This window comes from Polaromonas sp. UBA4122, from assembly GCA_002381615.1.
Taxonomy (GTDB): Bacteria; Pseudomonadota; Gammaproteobacteria; order Burkholderiales; family Burkholderiaceae_C; genus Polaromonas.
This window is the reverse complement of the sequence record DFWY01000002.1, coordinates 16,141-31,049: the sequence shown is the minus strand read 5'-3', so window position 1 is coordinate 31,049 and position 14,909 is coordinate 16,141. Positions and strand designations below refer to the sequence as shown.

The window sequence follows — 14,909 nt, the reverse complement described above, 5'->3', positions numbered from 1 at the left end:
AAAACACCCGCCGCAAGCCGGCACGGTGTTTGACAGCGGCCGCATCGGGCTCGTCAAACACCTCAATCGTCACCGCATCGCCCAGGTCAATCAGCGCCGGAAAACCAATCAGCATTTGCGACCCTTTGCGGATTTCCATCAGCTCGGGCAACTCGCCAAAACTCCAACTGGTGTAGCGTTCTGGCGTCTTGATTGCTATATTTTCAGGAGCTGCTTGCACCCGACCTGCTTGGGCTATAGGCCTATTTGATGCTGAATTTTGAGCGAAATCGGTGCTTTTCTCCGTGCTGCGCCCAACTGCCGTGCCGAGGTTTTTAAGCCCGGCCAGCGCCTGGAAAGCCCCTCGTGCCTGCGACCCGAGCTCGCCTTTGAGCGCGCCGAGGTTGCGGCCCGTGCCCAGCTGCCGGCCATGCTCATCGACTACGCGAAAGTTCATGAACAGGTGGGGCGGCAGCATGTCCAGCTTCAGGTCGGCGCGCTTGATGTCCAGCGACGTGGCGTCGCGCACCCACTTCAGCACCGCGTCCGTCAGCGAGCCACTGCCAAACAACTGCGGCTGGTTCAGTTGTTCGGCCATGCGGGTCGCCGTGTCGGGCAGCGGCACCAGCCGTGAGCGTGGCCGCTGGTGCAGGGTTTTAATCAGTGCCTGGGTTTTGTCTTTCAGCATGCCGGGCACCAGCCACTCGCAGCGTTCCTCGTTCACCTGGTTCAGCGCAAACAGCGGCACCTCCACCGTCACGCCGTCTTTGGCGTCGCCGGGCTCGTGCAGGTAAGTGGCCGTGCAGTCCACGCCGCCAAGACGCAGTGTTTTGGGGAAAGACTGGGTGGTGATGCCTGCTGCTTCGTGGCGCATCAGTTCGTCACGGGTCAACAACAGCAAGTTTGGCTGTTTCTTGACCTCGTCCTTGTACCAGCGCTCGCAACTGGCGCCGCTGCATACCTCGGCCGGCAAGTACTGGTCGTAAAAGGCGTAAATCAGCTCTTCATCGACCAGCACGTCCTGCCGCCGCGCCTTGTGCTCCAGGTCCTGCACCTGCTCGATCAGCTTCTGGTTGCTGGAGAGAAACGGCAGTTTAGTGTCCCAGTTGCCAGCCACCAGCGCTTCACGAATGAAGATTTCACGCGCAGTGACCGGGTCTACCCGGCCAAAGTTGACCCGCCTGCCGTTGTACACCACCAGGCCGTAGAGCGTGGCACGCTCCAGCGCCGTGACTTGCGCGGCCTTTTTCTCCCAATGCGGGTCAAGCAACTGCTTGTTCAAGAGATGGCCAGCCACCTGCTCTATCCATGGCGGCTCAATGTTGGCGATGCCACGGCCAAAAAGGCGCGTGGTTTCGACCAGCTCCGCCGCCACAATCCAGCGCCCCGGTTTTTTGCTGAGCTTGGCGCCCGGGTGGCGGTAGAACTTGATGCCGCGCGCGCCCAGGTACCAGTCGTCCTCGTCGCTTTTGCAGCCAATGTTGCCCAGCAGGCCGCACAACATCGACAGGTGCAGCTGCTCGTAGCTGGCGGGTCGGTCATTCAGATGCCAGCCCTGCTCGCCCACCACGGTGTGCAGCTGCGAATGAATGTCGCGCCACTCGCGCACGCGGCGGATGTTGACAAAGTTGTCGCGCAGCAGGCTTTCGTATTGGCGGTTGGACAGTTTGTGCTCCGCGCCATGGCCGCCGCGGCTGTCGCCCAGCCACTTCCACAATCTCAAATAGCCGCTGAATTCGCTCTTTTCATCGTCGAATTTGGCATGCGCCTGGTCGGCCTGCGCCTGCCTGTCCATCGGACGGTCGCGCACATCCTGCACGCTGAGTGCGCTGGCAATCACCAGCACTTCATCCAGCGCCTGCCGGTCCTTGGCCTCCAGAATCATGCGGCCTACGCGCGGGTCCAGCGGCAGCTTGGCCAGCGTTCGGCCCACCGGCGTCAGTTCGTTGTCGTCGTCGACCGCGCCCAGCTCGGCCAGCAGCTGGTAGCCATCGGCAATGGCGCGGCGCTGCGGTGGTTCGATGAAAGCAAAGTCCTCGATCGTTCCCAGATGCAGCGCCTTCATGCGAAGAATCACCGAAGCCAGCGAGCTGCGCAGGATTTCGGGGTCGGTAAAGCGGGGCCGGCCCAGAAAGTCCTGCTCGTCATACAGCCGTATGCAAATGCCGTCGGCCACCCGGCCGCAGCGGCCAGCGCGCTGGTTGGCCGCCGCCTGCGACACCGGCTCGACCATCAGCTGCTCAACCTTGTTGCGAAAGCTGTAACGCTTCACGCGCGCGGTACCGGCATCAATCACATAGCGGATGCCCGGCACCGTGAGTGAGGTTTCGGCCACGTTGGTGGCCAGCACAATGCGCCGGCCGCTGTGACCGTCAAAAATCCGGTCCTGCTCGGCCTGGCTCAGGCGGGCAAACAGCGGCAGCACTTCGGCATTGCGCGTCAAAGGTTGATGCGCCAGGTGCTTGCGCAAATGGTCAGCGGCTTCGCGAATTTCGCGCTCGCCAGGCAGGAAAATCAAAATATCGCCAGCGCTGTGCGGGTTCAGCCAGAGCTCGTCCACCGCGTCGGCAATGGCATTGTTCAAGTCGTAGTCGCGTGACTCCTCATACGGGCGCCAGCGTTGCTCTACCGGGAACATGCGGCCAGACACCATGATGACCGGCGCGGGCCCTTTGGCGGACGCAAAGTAGTCGGCAAAACGCTGCGCATCAATGGTGGCCGAGGTGATGACCACCTTCAGGTCAGGCCGGCGCGGCAGCAGCTGGCGCAGGTAGCCCAGCAAAAAGTCGATGTTCAGGCTGCGCTCATGCGCCTCGTCAATGATGATCGTGTCGTAGGCCCGGAGCAGCGGGTCGGTCTGCGTTTCGGCCAGCAAAATGCCGTCGGTCATCAGCTTGACGGAGGCATCGCGGCTCAGCCGGTCCTGAAAGCGCACCTTGTAGCCGACCACATCGCCCAGCGGCGTTTTCAGTTCTTCGGCAATGCGCTTGGCGACGCTGGAGGCCGCAATGCGGCGCGGCTGGGTGTGGCCGATCAGCTTGCCCTGGCCAGCCGGGTAATTGAGCTTGCCGCGACCCATGGCCAGCGCAATCTTGGGCAGTTGCGTGGTTTTGCCCGAGCCGGTTTCGCCGCAAACGATGATGACCTGGTGCGCGACGAGCGCAGCGGTAATGTCGTCGCGCTTACCGGAAACAGGCAACGAATCGGGAAAAGTGATGACCAGAGGGGACAAGGAGGAATCAGCAGTCAAAGCCGCTGATTATCGGCGTTCTTGCCGTTTCTGGCACCCGCAGGCGCGTGGCTTCCTCCCTTACACTCACAGAAATTTTTTCGTTTTACCGGGGAAACAGCCCCGGGGCCGTGAGAAGTTCTGTCTTTTATCCTGCTGCTATTGCCGATTTCCTCCCGAACCCGAAAGCGTGCCCATGTCTGCCGTCTTCAATTTCACCTTTGTCCCATGGTTCCGCTCGGTGGCGCCCTATATCCACACGCATCGCGGCAAAACCTTTGTGGTGGGCATTGCTGGCGAGGCCATTGCCGCCGGCAAGCTGCAGCACATTGCGCAGGACCTGGCGCTGATCCAGAGCATGGGCGTGAAGGTCGTGCTGGTGCACGGGTTTCGCCCCCAGGTCAACGAACAGCTCAAGGCCAAGGGCCACCAGGCCAAGTATTCACACGGCATGCGCATCACCGACGAAGTGGCGCTCGATTGCGCGCAGGAAGCCGCGGGCCAGTTGCGCTACGAAATTGAGGCCGCCTTCAGCCAGGGCCTGCCCAATACACCCATGGCCGGTTCCACTGTGCGCGTCATTTCCGGCAACTTCATCACCGCGCGCCCGGTGGGCATTCTGGACGGCGTGGACTTCAAGCACTCCGGGATGGCGCGCAAGGTCGATACAGGCGCCATAGGCCGCGTGCTGGACTTTGGGGCCATGGTGCTGCTGTCCCCCATTGGTTTTTCACCGACCGGCGAGGCCTTCAACCTGACCATGGAAGAAGTCGCCACCTCGGTGGCCATTGCCATGCAGGCCGACAAACTGATCTTTTTGAGCGAGATCCCGGGGATTCGCATCCATCCCGGCCAGCCTGAAAGCGACGACAACCCGATTGATACCGAGTTGCCGCTGGAAGCGGCTGAAAAACTGCTGGCTACCCTGGCGCCTGGCGAACGCCCGACCGACACCGCGTTTTACCTGCAGCACTGCGTCAAGGCCTGCAAGGCTGGCGTGGAGCGCAGCCACATCATTCCCTTTGCTACCGACGGCTCGCTGCTGCTGGAAATTTACGTGCACGACGGCATCGGCACCATGGTGGTGGATGAAAAGCTGGAATCCCTGCGTGAAGCCACGGGCGATGACGTGGGCGGCATCCTGCAGCTGATCGAACCCTTTGAAAACGACGGCACATTGGTCAAACGCAACCGCACCGAGATTGAACGCGACGCCGACCACTACACCATCGTCGAGCACGACGGCGTGATCTTCGCTTGCGCCGCTTTGTATCCCTATCCAGAAGCCAAGACCGGCGAAATGGCTGCGCTGACCGTATCGCCGCAAAGCCAGAGCCAGGGCGACGGTGAAAAAATCCTCAAACGCATCGAACAGCGCGCCCGCGCCGCCGGCCTGCAAAGCATTTTTGTGCTGACCACCCGCACCATGCACTGGTTCATCAAGCGCGGCTTCGTGCAGGTCGACCCGGACTGGCTGCCCGAAGCGCGCAAGCGCAAGTACAACTGGGACCGCAAGAGTCAGGTGCTGGTTAAAAAGCTGGGCTGAAGGGCGGTGATCGGCGCAGACACGATGATGCTCAGTGTGACGCCGTAATCTCCAAATCACGCAAATGTCTGCGTGTATTTAAATGGAGAGCCACTATGCGTCGCTACACCAAAATCGCAATTCTCGCTACCGTTCTGGCTTCTGCCGGTACTGTGGCTTATGCGGCCAAAACCATGGAAAACGACGCCATGCCCATCATCCAGGCCACCCAGGCCAAAATCCCGATGACCCAAGCCATGACGGTCGCTGAGCAGCACGCCAGGGCAAGGCGGCTCGGGCCGAGTAGGAACAAACCAAAGCGGGTTGGCGTACGACGTGGAAGTGATCAGCGGCACCAAGGTGTTTGACGTCAAGGTCGATGCCGATAAAGGCATGATCACTTTGTCCGTCGAAGACAAGGCAGACTAAACCATTAACACCGGATTACCTCATGAAAGTCAGGTGGTCCGGCTCCGGATTTTCCATGAACGAATTCAACGACGCGCTGTTCCTGCTGATCAATGCATCAGCACAACCGAATATATTTTACTCTGGACGGCAAAATTGCTTGCAGAGTATGCGATTTGGCTGATTCCACTGGCCTTGGTGATTGGATGGCTGCGCGGCAGCGAAGACACCATGCCCGTCAGGCATGGGGATGCTCCTGAGCGAATTTTTTCTCCGCACCAACAAGGTGGCTGATGAGAATGTGGGACACGACGTTAATGCCAATACCGGCAAACAGCGCAGGCAGAAGGTACAGAGCAACCTTTAGTTGTGAGGCGAAAAACTTGTCATCAAGGATGGATAGCGTGTGTTTTGCCGACACTGAAAGGATATTTATGAGGGCGATGTCGACACCGGCGAGAACGATCAGAAGAACACCAAGGAAAAGCACGGTTGGGCGAGAAATAGCTTTTTTTACTAACAGGAGGCCGTAGATGGCGGGTGGCAGGACAACCGAGAAAAGCACCAGCAGGAAAAATTTAACTTCAAATAGTTCGGTCAAGTCCATGGTTTCCTCGTTCCAGTGTTACCGCCAAAACACGGTGTCAAAATAATACGTCGGCAGAATCTACGCAAGACTGCTGATGGATATGCAGATGGGCTGCGCGGCTGCGTCACCACAACAACACGATGAAACGTTTTGCGTAACATGTCCCCCACCGCGCCATGACGCGCGGAGCCTCTGACTGCGGTTTCCCAACGCAATCACATCATTCCCTTTTTTTTCCGGTGATCATGGACCAGACCAGGTTCTCCCGATGCCGGATGCTTTCGACGACCGCCGCCAGTGCGTGCAGCCCGACAAGCCCGATCAGCACATTCGCAGTCCACTCATGGATGCCCTTCATGAGGTCATCTCCCCAAAAGGTATCAGTGCCCAGAAGAAACCCGGTCACACCAAGGGCGAGCACCAGGGCCATCAATGTCAGCATCATCACCGCCGCCGCGGGATTGTGGCCCAGCATCCGTGGCTCCTGCCTGCGTACCAGCGCGTTGAGATAGGGGACAAGGCGCGACGACGTGGGGAAGAAATCCGCAAAGCGCGCATGGCGGGTACCCACAAAGCCCCATAGCACCCGCAGAATCACGGCTCCGGCTGCGATATACCCCAGCCAATGGTGTAACGCATCCCCACCCTCTTTCAGCGCGAAATTGCTGATCACACAGACCACCAGGGTCCAGTGAATCGCCCGCACCAGCGGGTCCCAGATTTTGATTGTTTTCACAATTCGATCCCGTTAAAAACAAGGAAGCCCAATTGCTGGCTGTTGAAGACCCTCGCCAAGGTGGACCGATGCAGTGCGCCGGGGCCAAGACCTCTCCGTGAGATGGGCCAGAGAGCGATTACCGTCCTCTGGCCCGAACGGAGCTTGTTTGGCTTTTCCACCGCCTGAAACGTGAAACGCCTCACTCTTTCTTCACAATAGAGCCGTTAACTGGATTGAAATACACCTCGGCACGCTTGCCTGCCTTGTCCCAACCGTAAATTTCATAACAGGAGCCGGTAGTCTTGAAGACCTTGACTTTGTAGCCAGCCTGCTTGACTTGATCCTGCATTTTCAATTCGGACATCCACTTGCTTTTCAGCTCCTTGGTACAAGCCGGCGAGGCAAAAGTCATACCGGAAAAGGCCAGCAGACCAAGAGTAGAAATCAGGAGGGTGATTTTGCGCATGAAGAAACTTTCTATGGGTTAAGAAACGGAGATCCCAATTTAGCTGACGAGTCTTAGGCCAGGCTTAACGGCGGTGAACTGGTCGTGCGCCCAGGTTTGCCTGCTGGCAAGCTCCCCAGGTACCCTTCCTCTACCGAACGCACCTTCAAGCCCGTCGGCTGGACCGGCTTTGCGGCTGTGCCCTGCTCACGCAGGGCTGCAGGGCAAGGTCCAATTTTGATAGCAACTCGCGTCCGTCCGGCATGGACTAGCGGTCAATTCCTCCCGAAAATGGCCATAGCCATAGTCATCGCCCGGCTGCAGCGCTCCTACAAATAAATAGGAAAATTCTGATAGCGCGCCATCCTGGCTTTGCCTAAGCTTATGTTTTGGCTGGAGACTTCCATGAACAATCCGACGCAAGCCCCCGTGATCCGTGAAGTCCGCATTGCCTGCGGCGACGCTTGGCTCTATGGCGACCTGGCGCTGCCTGCCAACTTCCGTGGCTTGGTGCTGTTCGCTCACGGCAGTGGCAGTGGCCGGCACAGCGCCCGCAATCGGCAGGTCGCGCAAAAGCTGCAGCAAGCCGGCATTGCCACCCTGCTGTTCGACTTGCTCACGGCGCAGGAAGAGCAGGTCGATTTGCACACCCGCGAACACCGCTTCGACATTGCCCTGCTCACCCGCCGCATGCAAGACGCCACCGTGTGGGCGATGTCGCAACCTGGCTTGCAGCATGCGCCCATCGGCTACTTCGGCGCCAGTACCGGCAGCGCTGCAGCGATCATCGCTGCGGCCCGGCTGGGCGATCGCATCGCTGCCGTGGTTTCGCGCGGCGGCCGCCCGGATCTGGCCGGGTCGGTGGCTCTGGCGGCTGTCACGGCGCCCACCCTGCTCATCGTGGGCGGCGCCGATCACGAAGTGATTGAGCTTAACGAGCAGGCCCTTCAGCAACTGCAGTGCGACAAGCAGCTCGCCATCGTCCCCGGCGCCACGCACCTGTTCGAGGAACGTGGCACGCTGGAACAAGTGGCCGAACTGGCGGCGGCATGGTTCACCACGCACCTGGCGCATAAGAAGGACGTGGAGCATATTGGGCACACGGAACACTTGAGGCACTCATCATGATGAACGTGACGCTGCCTTTTGAAGACCGCCGCCATGCCGGGCGCGTGCTGGCCGAAAAGCTGGCGCATTATCGTGGCCGCCCCAACCTGCTCGTACTGGCCCTGCCGCGGGGCGGTGTGGCCGTGGGGTTTGAGGTGGCCCGCGCACTGGGTGCGCCGCTGGATATTTTCGTAGTGCGCAAACTCGGCCTTCCGGGCCATGAGGAATACGCCATGGGTGCGATCGCCAGCGGCGGCGTGCGCGTAATGACTCCCTTGTCCGGCCTCACGGTCTCACCTGAGGCGGTGGCCGAAGTCGTCGCGCGCGAGCAGGCCGAGTTGGTGCGGCGCGAACAGCTTTACCGCGGCCAGCGCCCGGCGATCAGCCTCGGTGGGCGCACCGTGATCGTGGTCGATGACGGGCTGGCGACAGGCGCGTCCATGCGCGCGGCGGTGCTGGCCATTCGCCAGCAGCACCCGGCGCACCTGGTGGTGGCTGTTCCGGTGGGCGCTCAGGACACCTGTCAGGCGCTGCGGGATGAGGCCGACGAGGTAGTTTGCGCCGCATCGCCGGAACCGTTTCGTGCCGTCGGCCTGTGGTACGAGAAATTTCCGCAGACCAGCGATGACGAGGTGCGCACGCTGCTCGAAGAGGCCCGCCGCGAGCATGCGCTGTCGGCGCAATCAAGACCCGCTAAAGGAGAAAGGAACAAGGAGGAGAGAGCCCCATGACCACGCAGCCAGCCCCGCGCGCCAAAAGTGCTCTGCTGGAAGGCCTGCAGCGCCACCTGCAGCCGCTGGCCGGCACCGCGAGCGATTACGACACCCTGCTACAACTGATCGGGTCTGCGCGCTTTGCCTTGCTGGGCGAGGCCTCGCACGGCACGCGCGAGTTTTACCGCGAGCGCGCCGCCATCACGCAGCGCCTGATCATCGAAAAAGGCTTCACTGCCATCGCCGTGGAAGCCGACTGGCCCGATGCCTGGCGCGTCAACCGCTACGTGCGCGGCCTGCCCGGCGATGCCGATGCTGCAGCCGCCCTGTCGGGCTTCCAGCGCTTTCCGGCCTGGATGTGGCGCAACACCGAGGTGCGCGACTTTGTCGAATGGCTGCGCGACTACAACACCGGCCGCAGCCCCGAGAGTCAGGTGGGCTTTTATGGCCTGGACCTGTACAGCCTGTTCACCTCAATGCAAGAGGTGCTGAGCTACCTCGACCGGGTTGACCCCGAGGCCGCAGGCCGGGCGCGCTCGCGCTATGCCTGCTTCGACCATGCGGCAGAAGACAGCCAGGCCTATGGCTACGCCGCCAGCTTTGGCCTCGGCCCCAGTTGCGAGGACGATGTGGTGCAGCAGCTGCGCGAGATGACCCGCCGCGCGGGGGAAATTCCCCCTACGCCCGGGATGGAGCGCGACGAGACCTTTTACGCCCAGCAGAACGCGCGCCTGGTGCGCAATGCCGAGGAGTACTACCGCACCATGTTTCACGCGCGCGTGTCGTCATGGAACCTGCGCGACAGCCACATGGTGGAGACGCTGCAGGCGCTGGACCGCTACCTGGGCGCAGGTGGCACGCCGCCGCGCATCACCGTGTGGGCGCACAACTCGCACCTGGGCGATGCCGCAGCCACCGAGATGGGCGAGAGGGGCGAATGGAATGTCGGCCAGCTCGTGCGCGATCGCTACGCCAGCGATGCGGTGCTGGTGGGCTTCAGCACACACCACGGCTGGGTCACGGCGGCTTCGGACTGGGATGAGCCGCCGCAGCGCAAGCGCGTGCGTGATGGCCTGCCCGGCAGTTGGGAGGAGGTGTTCCACCAGACCGGGACCGGCCGCTTCCTGCTGGCCTTGCGCGACAACGCGGCGCTGCGTTCGCTGGTGACGGCGCAGCGGCTGCAGCGCGCCATCGGCGTCATCTACCGGCCCGAGACCGAGCGCCAGAGCCACTACTTTTACACCCATTTGGCCAAGCAGTTCGACGCGGTGATCCACATCGACGAAACCAATGCACTGGAGCCGCTTGACAAGGGCGAAGTGTGGAGCACCGGCGAGGCACCAGAAACTTTTCCGTCAGGCATCTAATGAAAATCGCGGCTGGCTGGACCCAGCCGCCCGAGCAGCGGCGTGAGGTCGTCCAGCCGGTGCGCCACTAGGTTGCGCACCGCGCCATAGCCCTTCTTGTCAACTTCTTCACTGCGCTGCCAGACGCCATGGACCGCCAGCAGCCGGGCATGCAACACTTCGGCGCGCTGCGTCTCGCGCAGTGACTTCCACACAATCACGTTGACCGGGCCGGTTTCGTCTTCAAGGGTGATGAAGACAGTGCCTTTGGCGGTTTGCGGCTGCTGGCGCACCGTGACCATGCCGCAAGCAGCTACCTGACAGCCATCGGGCAGCGCGTTCAGCTGGCTGGCGCTGAGCAGCCCTTTTTCAGCCAGGCGCGGCCTCAGCAAGGCCAGCGGATGGCGGCGCAGGGTCAGGCCGGTGGACTGGTAATCAAACAGGATGTTTTCGCCCTCGGGCGTTTCGGGCAAGGACAGCACAGCCTCCTGCGTGGGCACCGCTTTTAACAGCAGCGGCGCTGGTTTGATGGCGGCCGCCTGCCAGACCTGCTGGCGCCGGTGACCGGCCAGCGCCAGCAGCGCATCGGCGGCCGCCAAGGCGTTGATTTCAAGCGTGCCGATCTGCGAACGCAAGGCCAGGTCTTCGGTGCTGGTGAACGGTGCCTCTGCCCTTGCGGCAACAAGACGCTGGGCGCCCTTTTCAGGCAGGCCGGCCACCAGGCGCAGGCCCAACCGCACTGCGGGCTGCGCGGGCCTGATGCCGGGATAGTCCGGATGATGCGCAGGCGCGGCCACTTCATTCGCAGGCTCCAGCGTGCAATCCCAGCAGCTGGAGGTCACGTCCACGGCACGCACTTCCACGCCATGCCTGCGCGCGTCCTGCACCAGTTGCGAGGGCGCATAAAACCCCATGGGCTGGGAATTGAGCAGGGCCGCCAGAAAGCAGGCGGGTTCATGGCATTTGAGCCAGCAGCTGATGTAGGCCAGTTTGGCGAAACTGGCGGCGTGGCTTTCCGGAAAGCCGTATTCACCGAAGCCCTGAATCTGCTTGAAGATATTCTCGGAAAATTCGGTGTCGTACCCCCTTGCCGTCATGGTGTTAACGAGCCGGTCATGAAAACGCGCCACCCCGCCTTTGCGCTTCCAGGCCGCCATGGAGCGGCGCAGGTCATCGGCTTCGTCAGCGGAAAACTTGGCGGCAATCATGGCAATTTGCATGACCTGCTCCTGAAAAATCGGCACGCCCAGCGTGCGCCCCAGGGCTTCGCGCAGCTCTTCGTTGGGGTAAACCTCTTCTTCAGGATGCGCGCGGCGCCGCAAATACGGATGCACCATGCCGCCCTGGATCGGGCCCGGCCGCACAATGGCAACCTGGACCACCAGATCGTAATAGCAGCGCGGTTTGAGGCGAGGCAGCATGGCCATCTGCGCCCGGCTCTCGATCTGGAACACGCCCACGGTGTCGGCCTGGCAAATCATGTCGTAGCTTGACTCGTCGCCCGATTCAATCTGGTGCATCTCCAGCTGCCCGCCCCGGGTTTGATCGATCAGTTCCAGGCAACGCTGGATGGCCGACAGCATGCCCAGCGCCAGCACATCGACCTTGAGCAGGCCCATGGCATCGAGATCGTCCTTGTCCCACTGGATGATGCGGCGCGCCTCCATGGCGGCCGGTTGTATCGGCACCAAGCGTGTCAGCTTGCCTTGCGTCAGCACAAAACCGCCGACGTGCTGGCCCAGATGCCGCGGAAAGCCGATCAGCTGCACCGCCAGGTCCAGCCACTGCAGCACCGGCCCCATTTCAGCCTGAAGACCGGCTTCTTCAAGTTGCTTCTGCAGCGCGGCGCGGCCGTCAAACCAGAAATGCTCTTTGGCAAACTGCTCGATCAGCGCGGGCTCCACGGCCAGCGCCTTGCCCACGTCGCGCAAGGCGCTGCGTGGCCGGTAGCAAGTCACGGTGGCGGCAATGGCAGCGCGGTCGTGGCCGTATTTTTGGTAGATGTACTGGATGACTTCTTCGCGCCGCTGATGCTCAAAGTCCACATCAATGTCCGGCGGCTCGCGGCGTTCGCGGCTCATGAAACGCTCAAACAACAGCTGGCTTTCAGCCGGGTTCACCGCCGTCACGCCCAGGCAAAAGCAGACGGCTGAATTGGCGGCCGAGCCGCGTCCCTGGCACAGGATATTCTGCGCGTTGGCAAAGCGCACGATGTCATGCACCGTGATGAAAAACATCTCGTAGTGCAGCTCTTCAATCAGGTCGAGCTCGTAGTGAAGCTGGGCCTGGACTTTTTCAGGCACACCGCCGGGGTAACGCTTCTGCTCGCCTTCTGCAGTCAAGCGGCGCAGGCATTGGGCGGGTGTTTCGGCGGCGGGAACCATGTCCTGCTGCGGATAACGGTACAGGTCGCGAATCTCGTCCAGACTGAAACTGCAGCGCGCCGCCACTTCCAGCGTGGCTTTGAGCAAGCTGGCGGGGTAAATATCGGCCAGCCGCATGCGGGGCCGCAAATGCGCCTCGGCATTCACCTGCAAGGCAAAGCCGCATTCATGCACGGCCCGGCCCAGGCGAATGGCGGTCATCACATCGTGCAGCGGCTTGCGCGAGCGCACATGCATCAGCACATTGCCCGCCGCCACCAGCCGGATGCCGCTGCGCAGTGCCACTGCCTGCAACTGCTGCAGGCGCAGCGCGTCATCAAGGCCCTGTAACAGCTCGACAGCCAGCCAGCAATGCATCCCTTTTTTTGAGTCAAACAGGCCTCTAGCCCAGACAGCATGTGCGCAGAGTGCTTCACTATTTATAGCATTCGATGCATCGGTAAGTGGGCAAAGCAGGATTTCGCAATCGGCCAGCAGCGAAAAGTCGGTTTCCCCCATCGCCACCCGGTAGCTGCCTTTTTCAATGACGTCGCCCGCCTGGCGGGCTGCGGTGATGAACTCACACAGGTTGCCCCAGCCCGACGCGTTATGCGGCAACACCACCAGCCTGAAATGACAATACAAGGGAGCACTGGCCTGCACCAGAAACTCGGCGCCCGGCAGCAGCTTGAGCCCGTGTTTTTTCGCCGCCCCATGCGCCCGCACCACGCCAGCAACCGAACATTCGTCGGTGATGGCGATGGCCTGGTAGCCCAAGGCGTGGGCACGCTCGACCAGCTCTTCGGCGTGCGAGGCGCCGCGCTGGAAGCTGAAGTTGCTGAGCGCATGCAGCTCGGCGTAGTCGGGAAGCTGGCGTGGCATGGTGGGCGTCCTCAGGCAAAAAACCCGTGCAGATACCAGGCGTGCGGCTGCTCGAATAGCGCTTGCGGCGTAGCCACGGGCAAACGCTCGCTGTAAATCCACAGCAGGCCAGCCTGCAGGCTGCGGTAGATGAAATAGTCACGGATCGCAGGGGGCTTGCCGCGTGCGCCAGAGGCGTCGCCAGCCATCAGCCAGCCGGTGGCTTCCAGCCGCTGCGGCCCGGCCAGCCGCACCAGCCGGCCCTGGTATACCGGGCTGTCGCCAAGCGTTGCGAGCTTCAGCGGCTCGGGCAGCAGCCAGGTTGGGTACAGCGCTTCTGTCTTGATCTCATTTTTTATGTAATTTAGGCCTCTAGCCCTTTCATGACGGGCATAATAAGCTATTGATTTAATAGCGGCCTGGGCACTGACCCAGCGCTGCATCTGCTCGGGCCGGTGGTCAGCGCGGGGCTGCCAGGCCTGCACCTGGGCCTGGCCCAGCCGGGCGCTCAAACGCTCAACCAGTTCCAGGGCACTGTCGCCCTGCTGGCGCGCTTCCATCAGCAGGCTGCCGGACGCAGCGGCCGAATCGACCAGCTTTTCAGTCTCCAGCGACTGCAGGCTTAAAGCAGTTACAGGCGCCGGCAAACGCTGCTGCGCCAGGTGTTCGGCGATGAGGCGCGCCATATGGCGCAAGTCTTGTGCGGGCTGGGCCGTGCGAATGACCAGCTCGCCGGTGGGCGGCACATCGCGGCGCTTGTCGAGGTGCCAGACCAGCTTGCACGCGCAGAGCCCGCTCTGACGGCCCAGCAGCCAGGCTTGCAACTGCACCAGCAAGCGCTCAACACCGGCCATCAGCGCTGGCGCATGGGTCACCAGCGCGCCCAGCTCCAGCTTTTCATCGAAGTGCTCGGGCAGCACCCGCCATTCGTAGGTGTCTGGCGCATGGCCCCGGGCGCGGTCCAGCGCCGCCAGGAGCGGCGCACCAAAGCGCCGGGCCACGCCACCTCGCGGCAGGCGCAGCAGGTCGTCCCAGGTGCGGCAGCCCACCCGCTCAAGCACGCCGAGGTGCAGGCGGGCCGCTGTCAGGGTGTCCATGGGCAGCTCGGCCACCCGTTTGCAAGCCGCCCCGGGTTGGCGACTCAAGTAGCGCAAGCGTCCGAGCGCTATTAAAGATGTAGCGCCTTGCGCCCGTCTTATATGGGCTAGAACCTTATTTGATTCAAAAAACTGGCTCGCCTGCTGTTCCAGCTGCTGGGCCAGCCGGGCCAGGCCGCCAAAAAGGCGCAGGCTGCCGGCCACCTCCATCAGCACGGCTTCGTCCACCAGCGCCACGCGCGGTGTAAAGCCCAGCGCGATGCAGCTCAGCGCCCGCTGCGCCGCCGCCTCGTCCATCACCGCAGCGGGTCCAGGCTCAGTGCTGATGCAGGCTTGCAGTGCGATCCAGCGCATGGAGTGAACTCGGCTGTGAAACAGAAGGAACCGGCATGGAAACGACCTGAGCGCCTTCTTCCCGGCGGCGGCGCACCCGCTCCCGGCTGGCCGCCAGCAGCGCCTCCAGGCGGGTCGGCCGGGTGGCCAGCAGCACCGGCGCTGCCAGCGGCGGGCCGCGGCGTTTGAGCAGGTG

11 protein-coding genes and 1 pseudogene are annotated in these 14,909 nt (G+C 62.1%); 5 read left to right on the top strand and 7 right to left on the bottom strand.

Features of this window, described 5'->3' with window-relative positions:
* Positions 1 to 3,202 (bottom strand): ATP-dependent RNA helicase HrpA (gene hrpA / locus B3F77_RS00505; RefSeq protein WP_293603082.1); only part of this gene is annotated, 3,202 nt, incomplete at its 3' end.
* A gap of 202 nt (positions 3,203 to 3,404) precedes the next feature.
* Here hrpA and argA point away from each other — a divergent pair.
* Both argA and B3F77_RS00495 read left to right on the top strand, forming a co-directional pair.
* Positions 3,405 to 4,754 (top strand): amino-acid N-acetyltransferase, encoded by a 1,350-nt coding sequence (argA, locus tag B3F77_RS00500; protein ID WP_293603061.1) that lies wholly within the window; start codon positions 3,405 to 3,407, stop codon positions 4,752 to 4,754.
* 95 nt (positions 4,755 to 4,849) lie between these two features.
* Complete coding sequence (locus B3F77_RS00495) at positions 4,850 to 5,101, top strand: hypothetical protein (protein WP_293603060.1); 252 nt, start codon at positions 4,850 to 4,852, stop codon at positions 5,099 to 5,101.
* A gap of 278 nt (positions 5,102 to 5,379) precedes the next feature.
* On the opposite strand, the gene B3F77_RS00490 is transcribed toward B3F77_RS00495, so the two are convergent.
* From B3F77_RS00490 to B3F77_RS00480, 3 genes are all read right to left on the bottom strand, one after another.
* Positions 5,380 to 5,748: a hypothetical protein gene (locus tag B3F77_RS00490; protein WP_293603059.1), complete on the bottom strand. Its 369-nt coding sequence runs from the start codon at positions 5,746 to 5,748 to the stop codon at positions 5,380 to 5,382.
* 202 nt (positions 5,749 to 5,950) lie between these two features.
* Positions 5,951 to 6,466 (bottom strand): cytochrome b/b6 domain-containing protein, encoded by a 516-nt coding sequence (locus B3F77_RS00485; protein ID WP_293603058.1) that lies wholly within the window; start codon positions 6,464 to 6,466, stop codon positions 5,951 to 5,953.
* Positions 6,467 to 6,647: 181 nt separating this feature from the next.
* Positions 6,648 to 6,914: a PepSY domain-containing protein gene (locus tag B3F77_RS00480; protein ID WP_293603057.1), complete on the bottom strand. Its 267-nt coding sequence runs from the start codon at positions 6,912 to 6,914 to the stop codon at positions 6,648 to 6,650.
* A gap of 384 nt (positions 6,915 to 7,298) precedes the next feature.
* On the opposite strand from B3F77_RS00480, the gene B3F77_RS00475 reads away from it, so the two are divergent.
* From B3F77_RS00475 to B3F77_RS00465, 3 genes are read left to right on the top strand one after another with little or no spacing between them, the layout of a single operon-like run.
* Complete coding sequence (locus B3F77_RS00475) at positions 7,299 to 8,021, top strand: dienelactone hydrolase family protein (RefSeq protein WP_293603056.1); 723 nt, start codon at positions 7,299 to 7,301, stop codon at positions 8,019 to 8,021.
* Positions 8,018 to 8,731 carry a phosphoribosyltransferase gene (locus tag B3F77_RS00470; protein ID WP_293603055.1) on the top strand — a complete coding sequence of 238 codons (714 nt, stop codon included), beginning with the start codon at positions 8,018 to 8,020 and terminating at the stop codon, positions 8,729 to 8,731. Before B3F77_RS00475 ends, B3F77_RS00470 begins: the two co-directional genes overlap by 4 nt.
* Complete coding sequence (locus B3F77_RS00465; RefSeq protein ID WP_293603054.1) at positions 8,728 to 10,080, top strand: erythromycin esterase family protein; 1,353 nt, start codon at positions 8,728 to 8,730, stop codon at positions 10,078 to 10,080. The genes B3F77_RS00470 and B3F77_RS00465 overlap by 4 nt, the downstream gene beginning before the upstream one ends.
* Here the strand turns inward: B3F77_RS00465 and B3F77_RS00460 are convergent.
* From B3F77_RS00460 to B3F77_RS00450, 3 genes and pseudogenes are all read right to left on the bottom strand, one after another.
* Positions 10,077 to 13,304 carry an error-prone DNA polymerase gene (locus tag B3F77_RS00460; protein WP_293603053.1) on the bottom strand — a complete coding sequence of 1,076 codons (3,228 nt, stop codon included), beginning with the start codon at positions 13,302 to 13,304 and terminating at the stop codon, positions 10,077 to 10,079. The genes B3F77_RS00465 and B3F77_RS00460 overlap by 4 nt on opposite strands.
* A gap of 11 nt (positions 13,305 to 13,315) precedes the next feature.
* The gene (locus B3F77_RS00455) at positions 13,316 to 14,734 is read right to left on the bottom strand and encodes a Y-family DNA polymerase (protein WP_293603052.1); all 1,419 of its coding nucleotides are present in this window, start codon (positions 14,732 to 14,734) and stop codon (positions 13,316 to 13,318) included.
* Positions 14,697 to 14,909 (bottom strand): annotated as a pseudogene (locus B3F77_RS00450) (hypothetical protein); the annotation flags it as partial. The pseudogene B3F77_RS00450 and the gene B3F77_RS00455, both read right to left, overlap by 38 nt.

Bases quoted from the DNA above. Each gene is read 5' to 3' on its own strand.
- B3F77_RS00480 (WP_293603057.1), bottom strand. From the start codon at position 6,914: ATGCGCAAAATCACCCTCCTGATTTCTACTCTTGGTCTGCTGGCCTTT.
- argA (WP_293603061.1), top strand. From the start codon at position 3,405: ATGTCTGCCGTCTTCAATTTCACCTTTGTCCCATGGTTCCGCTCGGTG.
- B3F77_RS00455 (WP_293603052.1), bottom strand. From the start codon at position 14,734: ATGCGCTGGATCGCACTGCAAGCCTGCATCAGCACTGAGCCTGGACCC.
- B3F77_RS00470 (WP_293603055.1), top strand. From the start codon at position 8,018: ATGATGAACGTGACGCTGCCTTTTGAAGACCGCCGCCATGCCGGGCGC.
- B3F77_RS00460 (WP_293603053.1), bottom strand. From the start codon at position 13,304: ATGCCACGCCAGCTTCCCGACTACGCCGAGCTGCATGCGCTCAGCAAC.
- B3F77_RS00475 (WP_293603056.1), top strand. From the start codon at position 7,299: ATGAACAATCCGACGCAAGCCCCCGTGATCCGTGAAGTCCGCATTGCC.
- B3F77_RS00490 (WP_293603059.1), bottom strand. From the start codon at position 5,748: ATGGACTTGACCGAACTATTTGAAGTTAAATTTTTCCTGCTGGTGCTT.
- B3F77_RS00465 (WP_293603054.1), top strand. From the start codon at position 8,728: ATGACCACGCAGCCAGCCCCGCGCGCCAAAAGTGCTCTGCTGGAAGGC.
- B3F77_RS00495 (WP_293603060.1), top strand. From the start codon at position 4,850: ATGCGTCGCTACACCAAAATCGCAATTCTCGCTACCGTTCTGGCTTCT.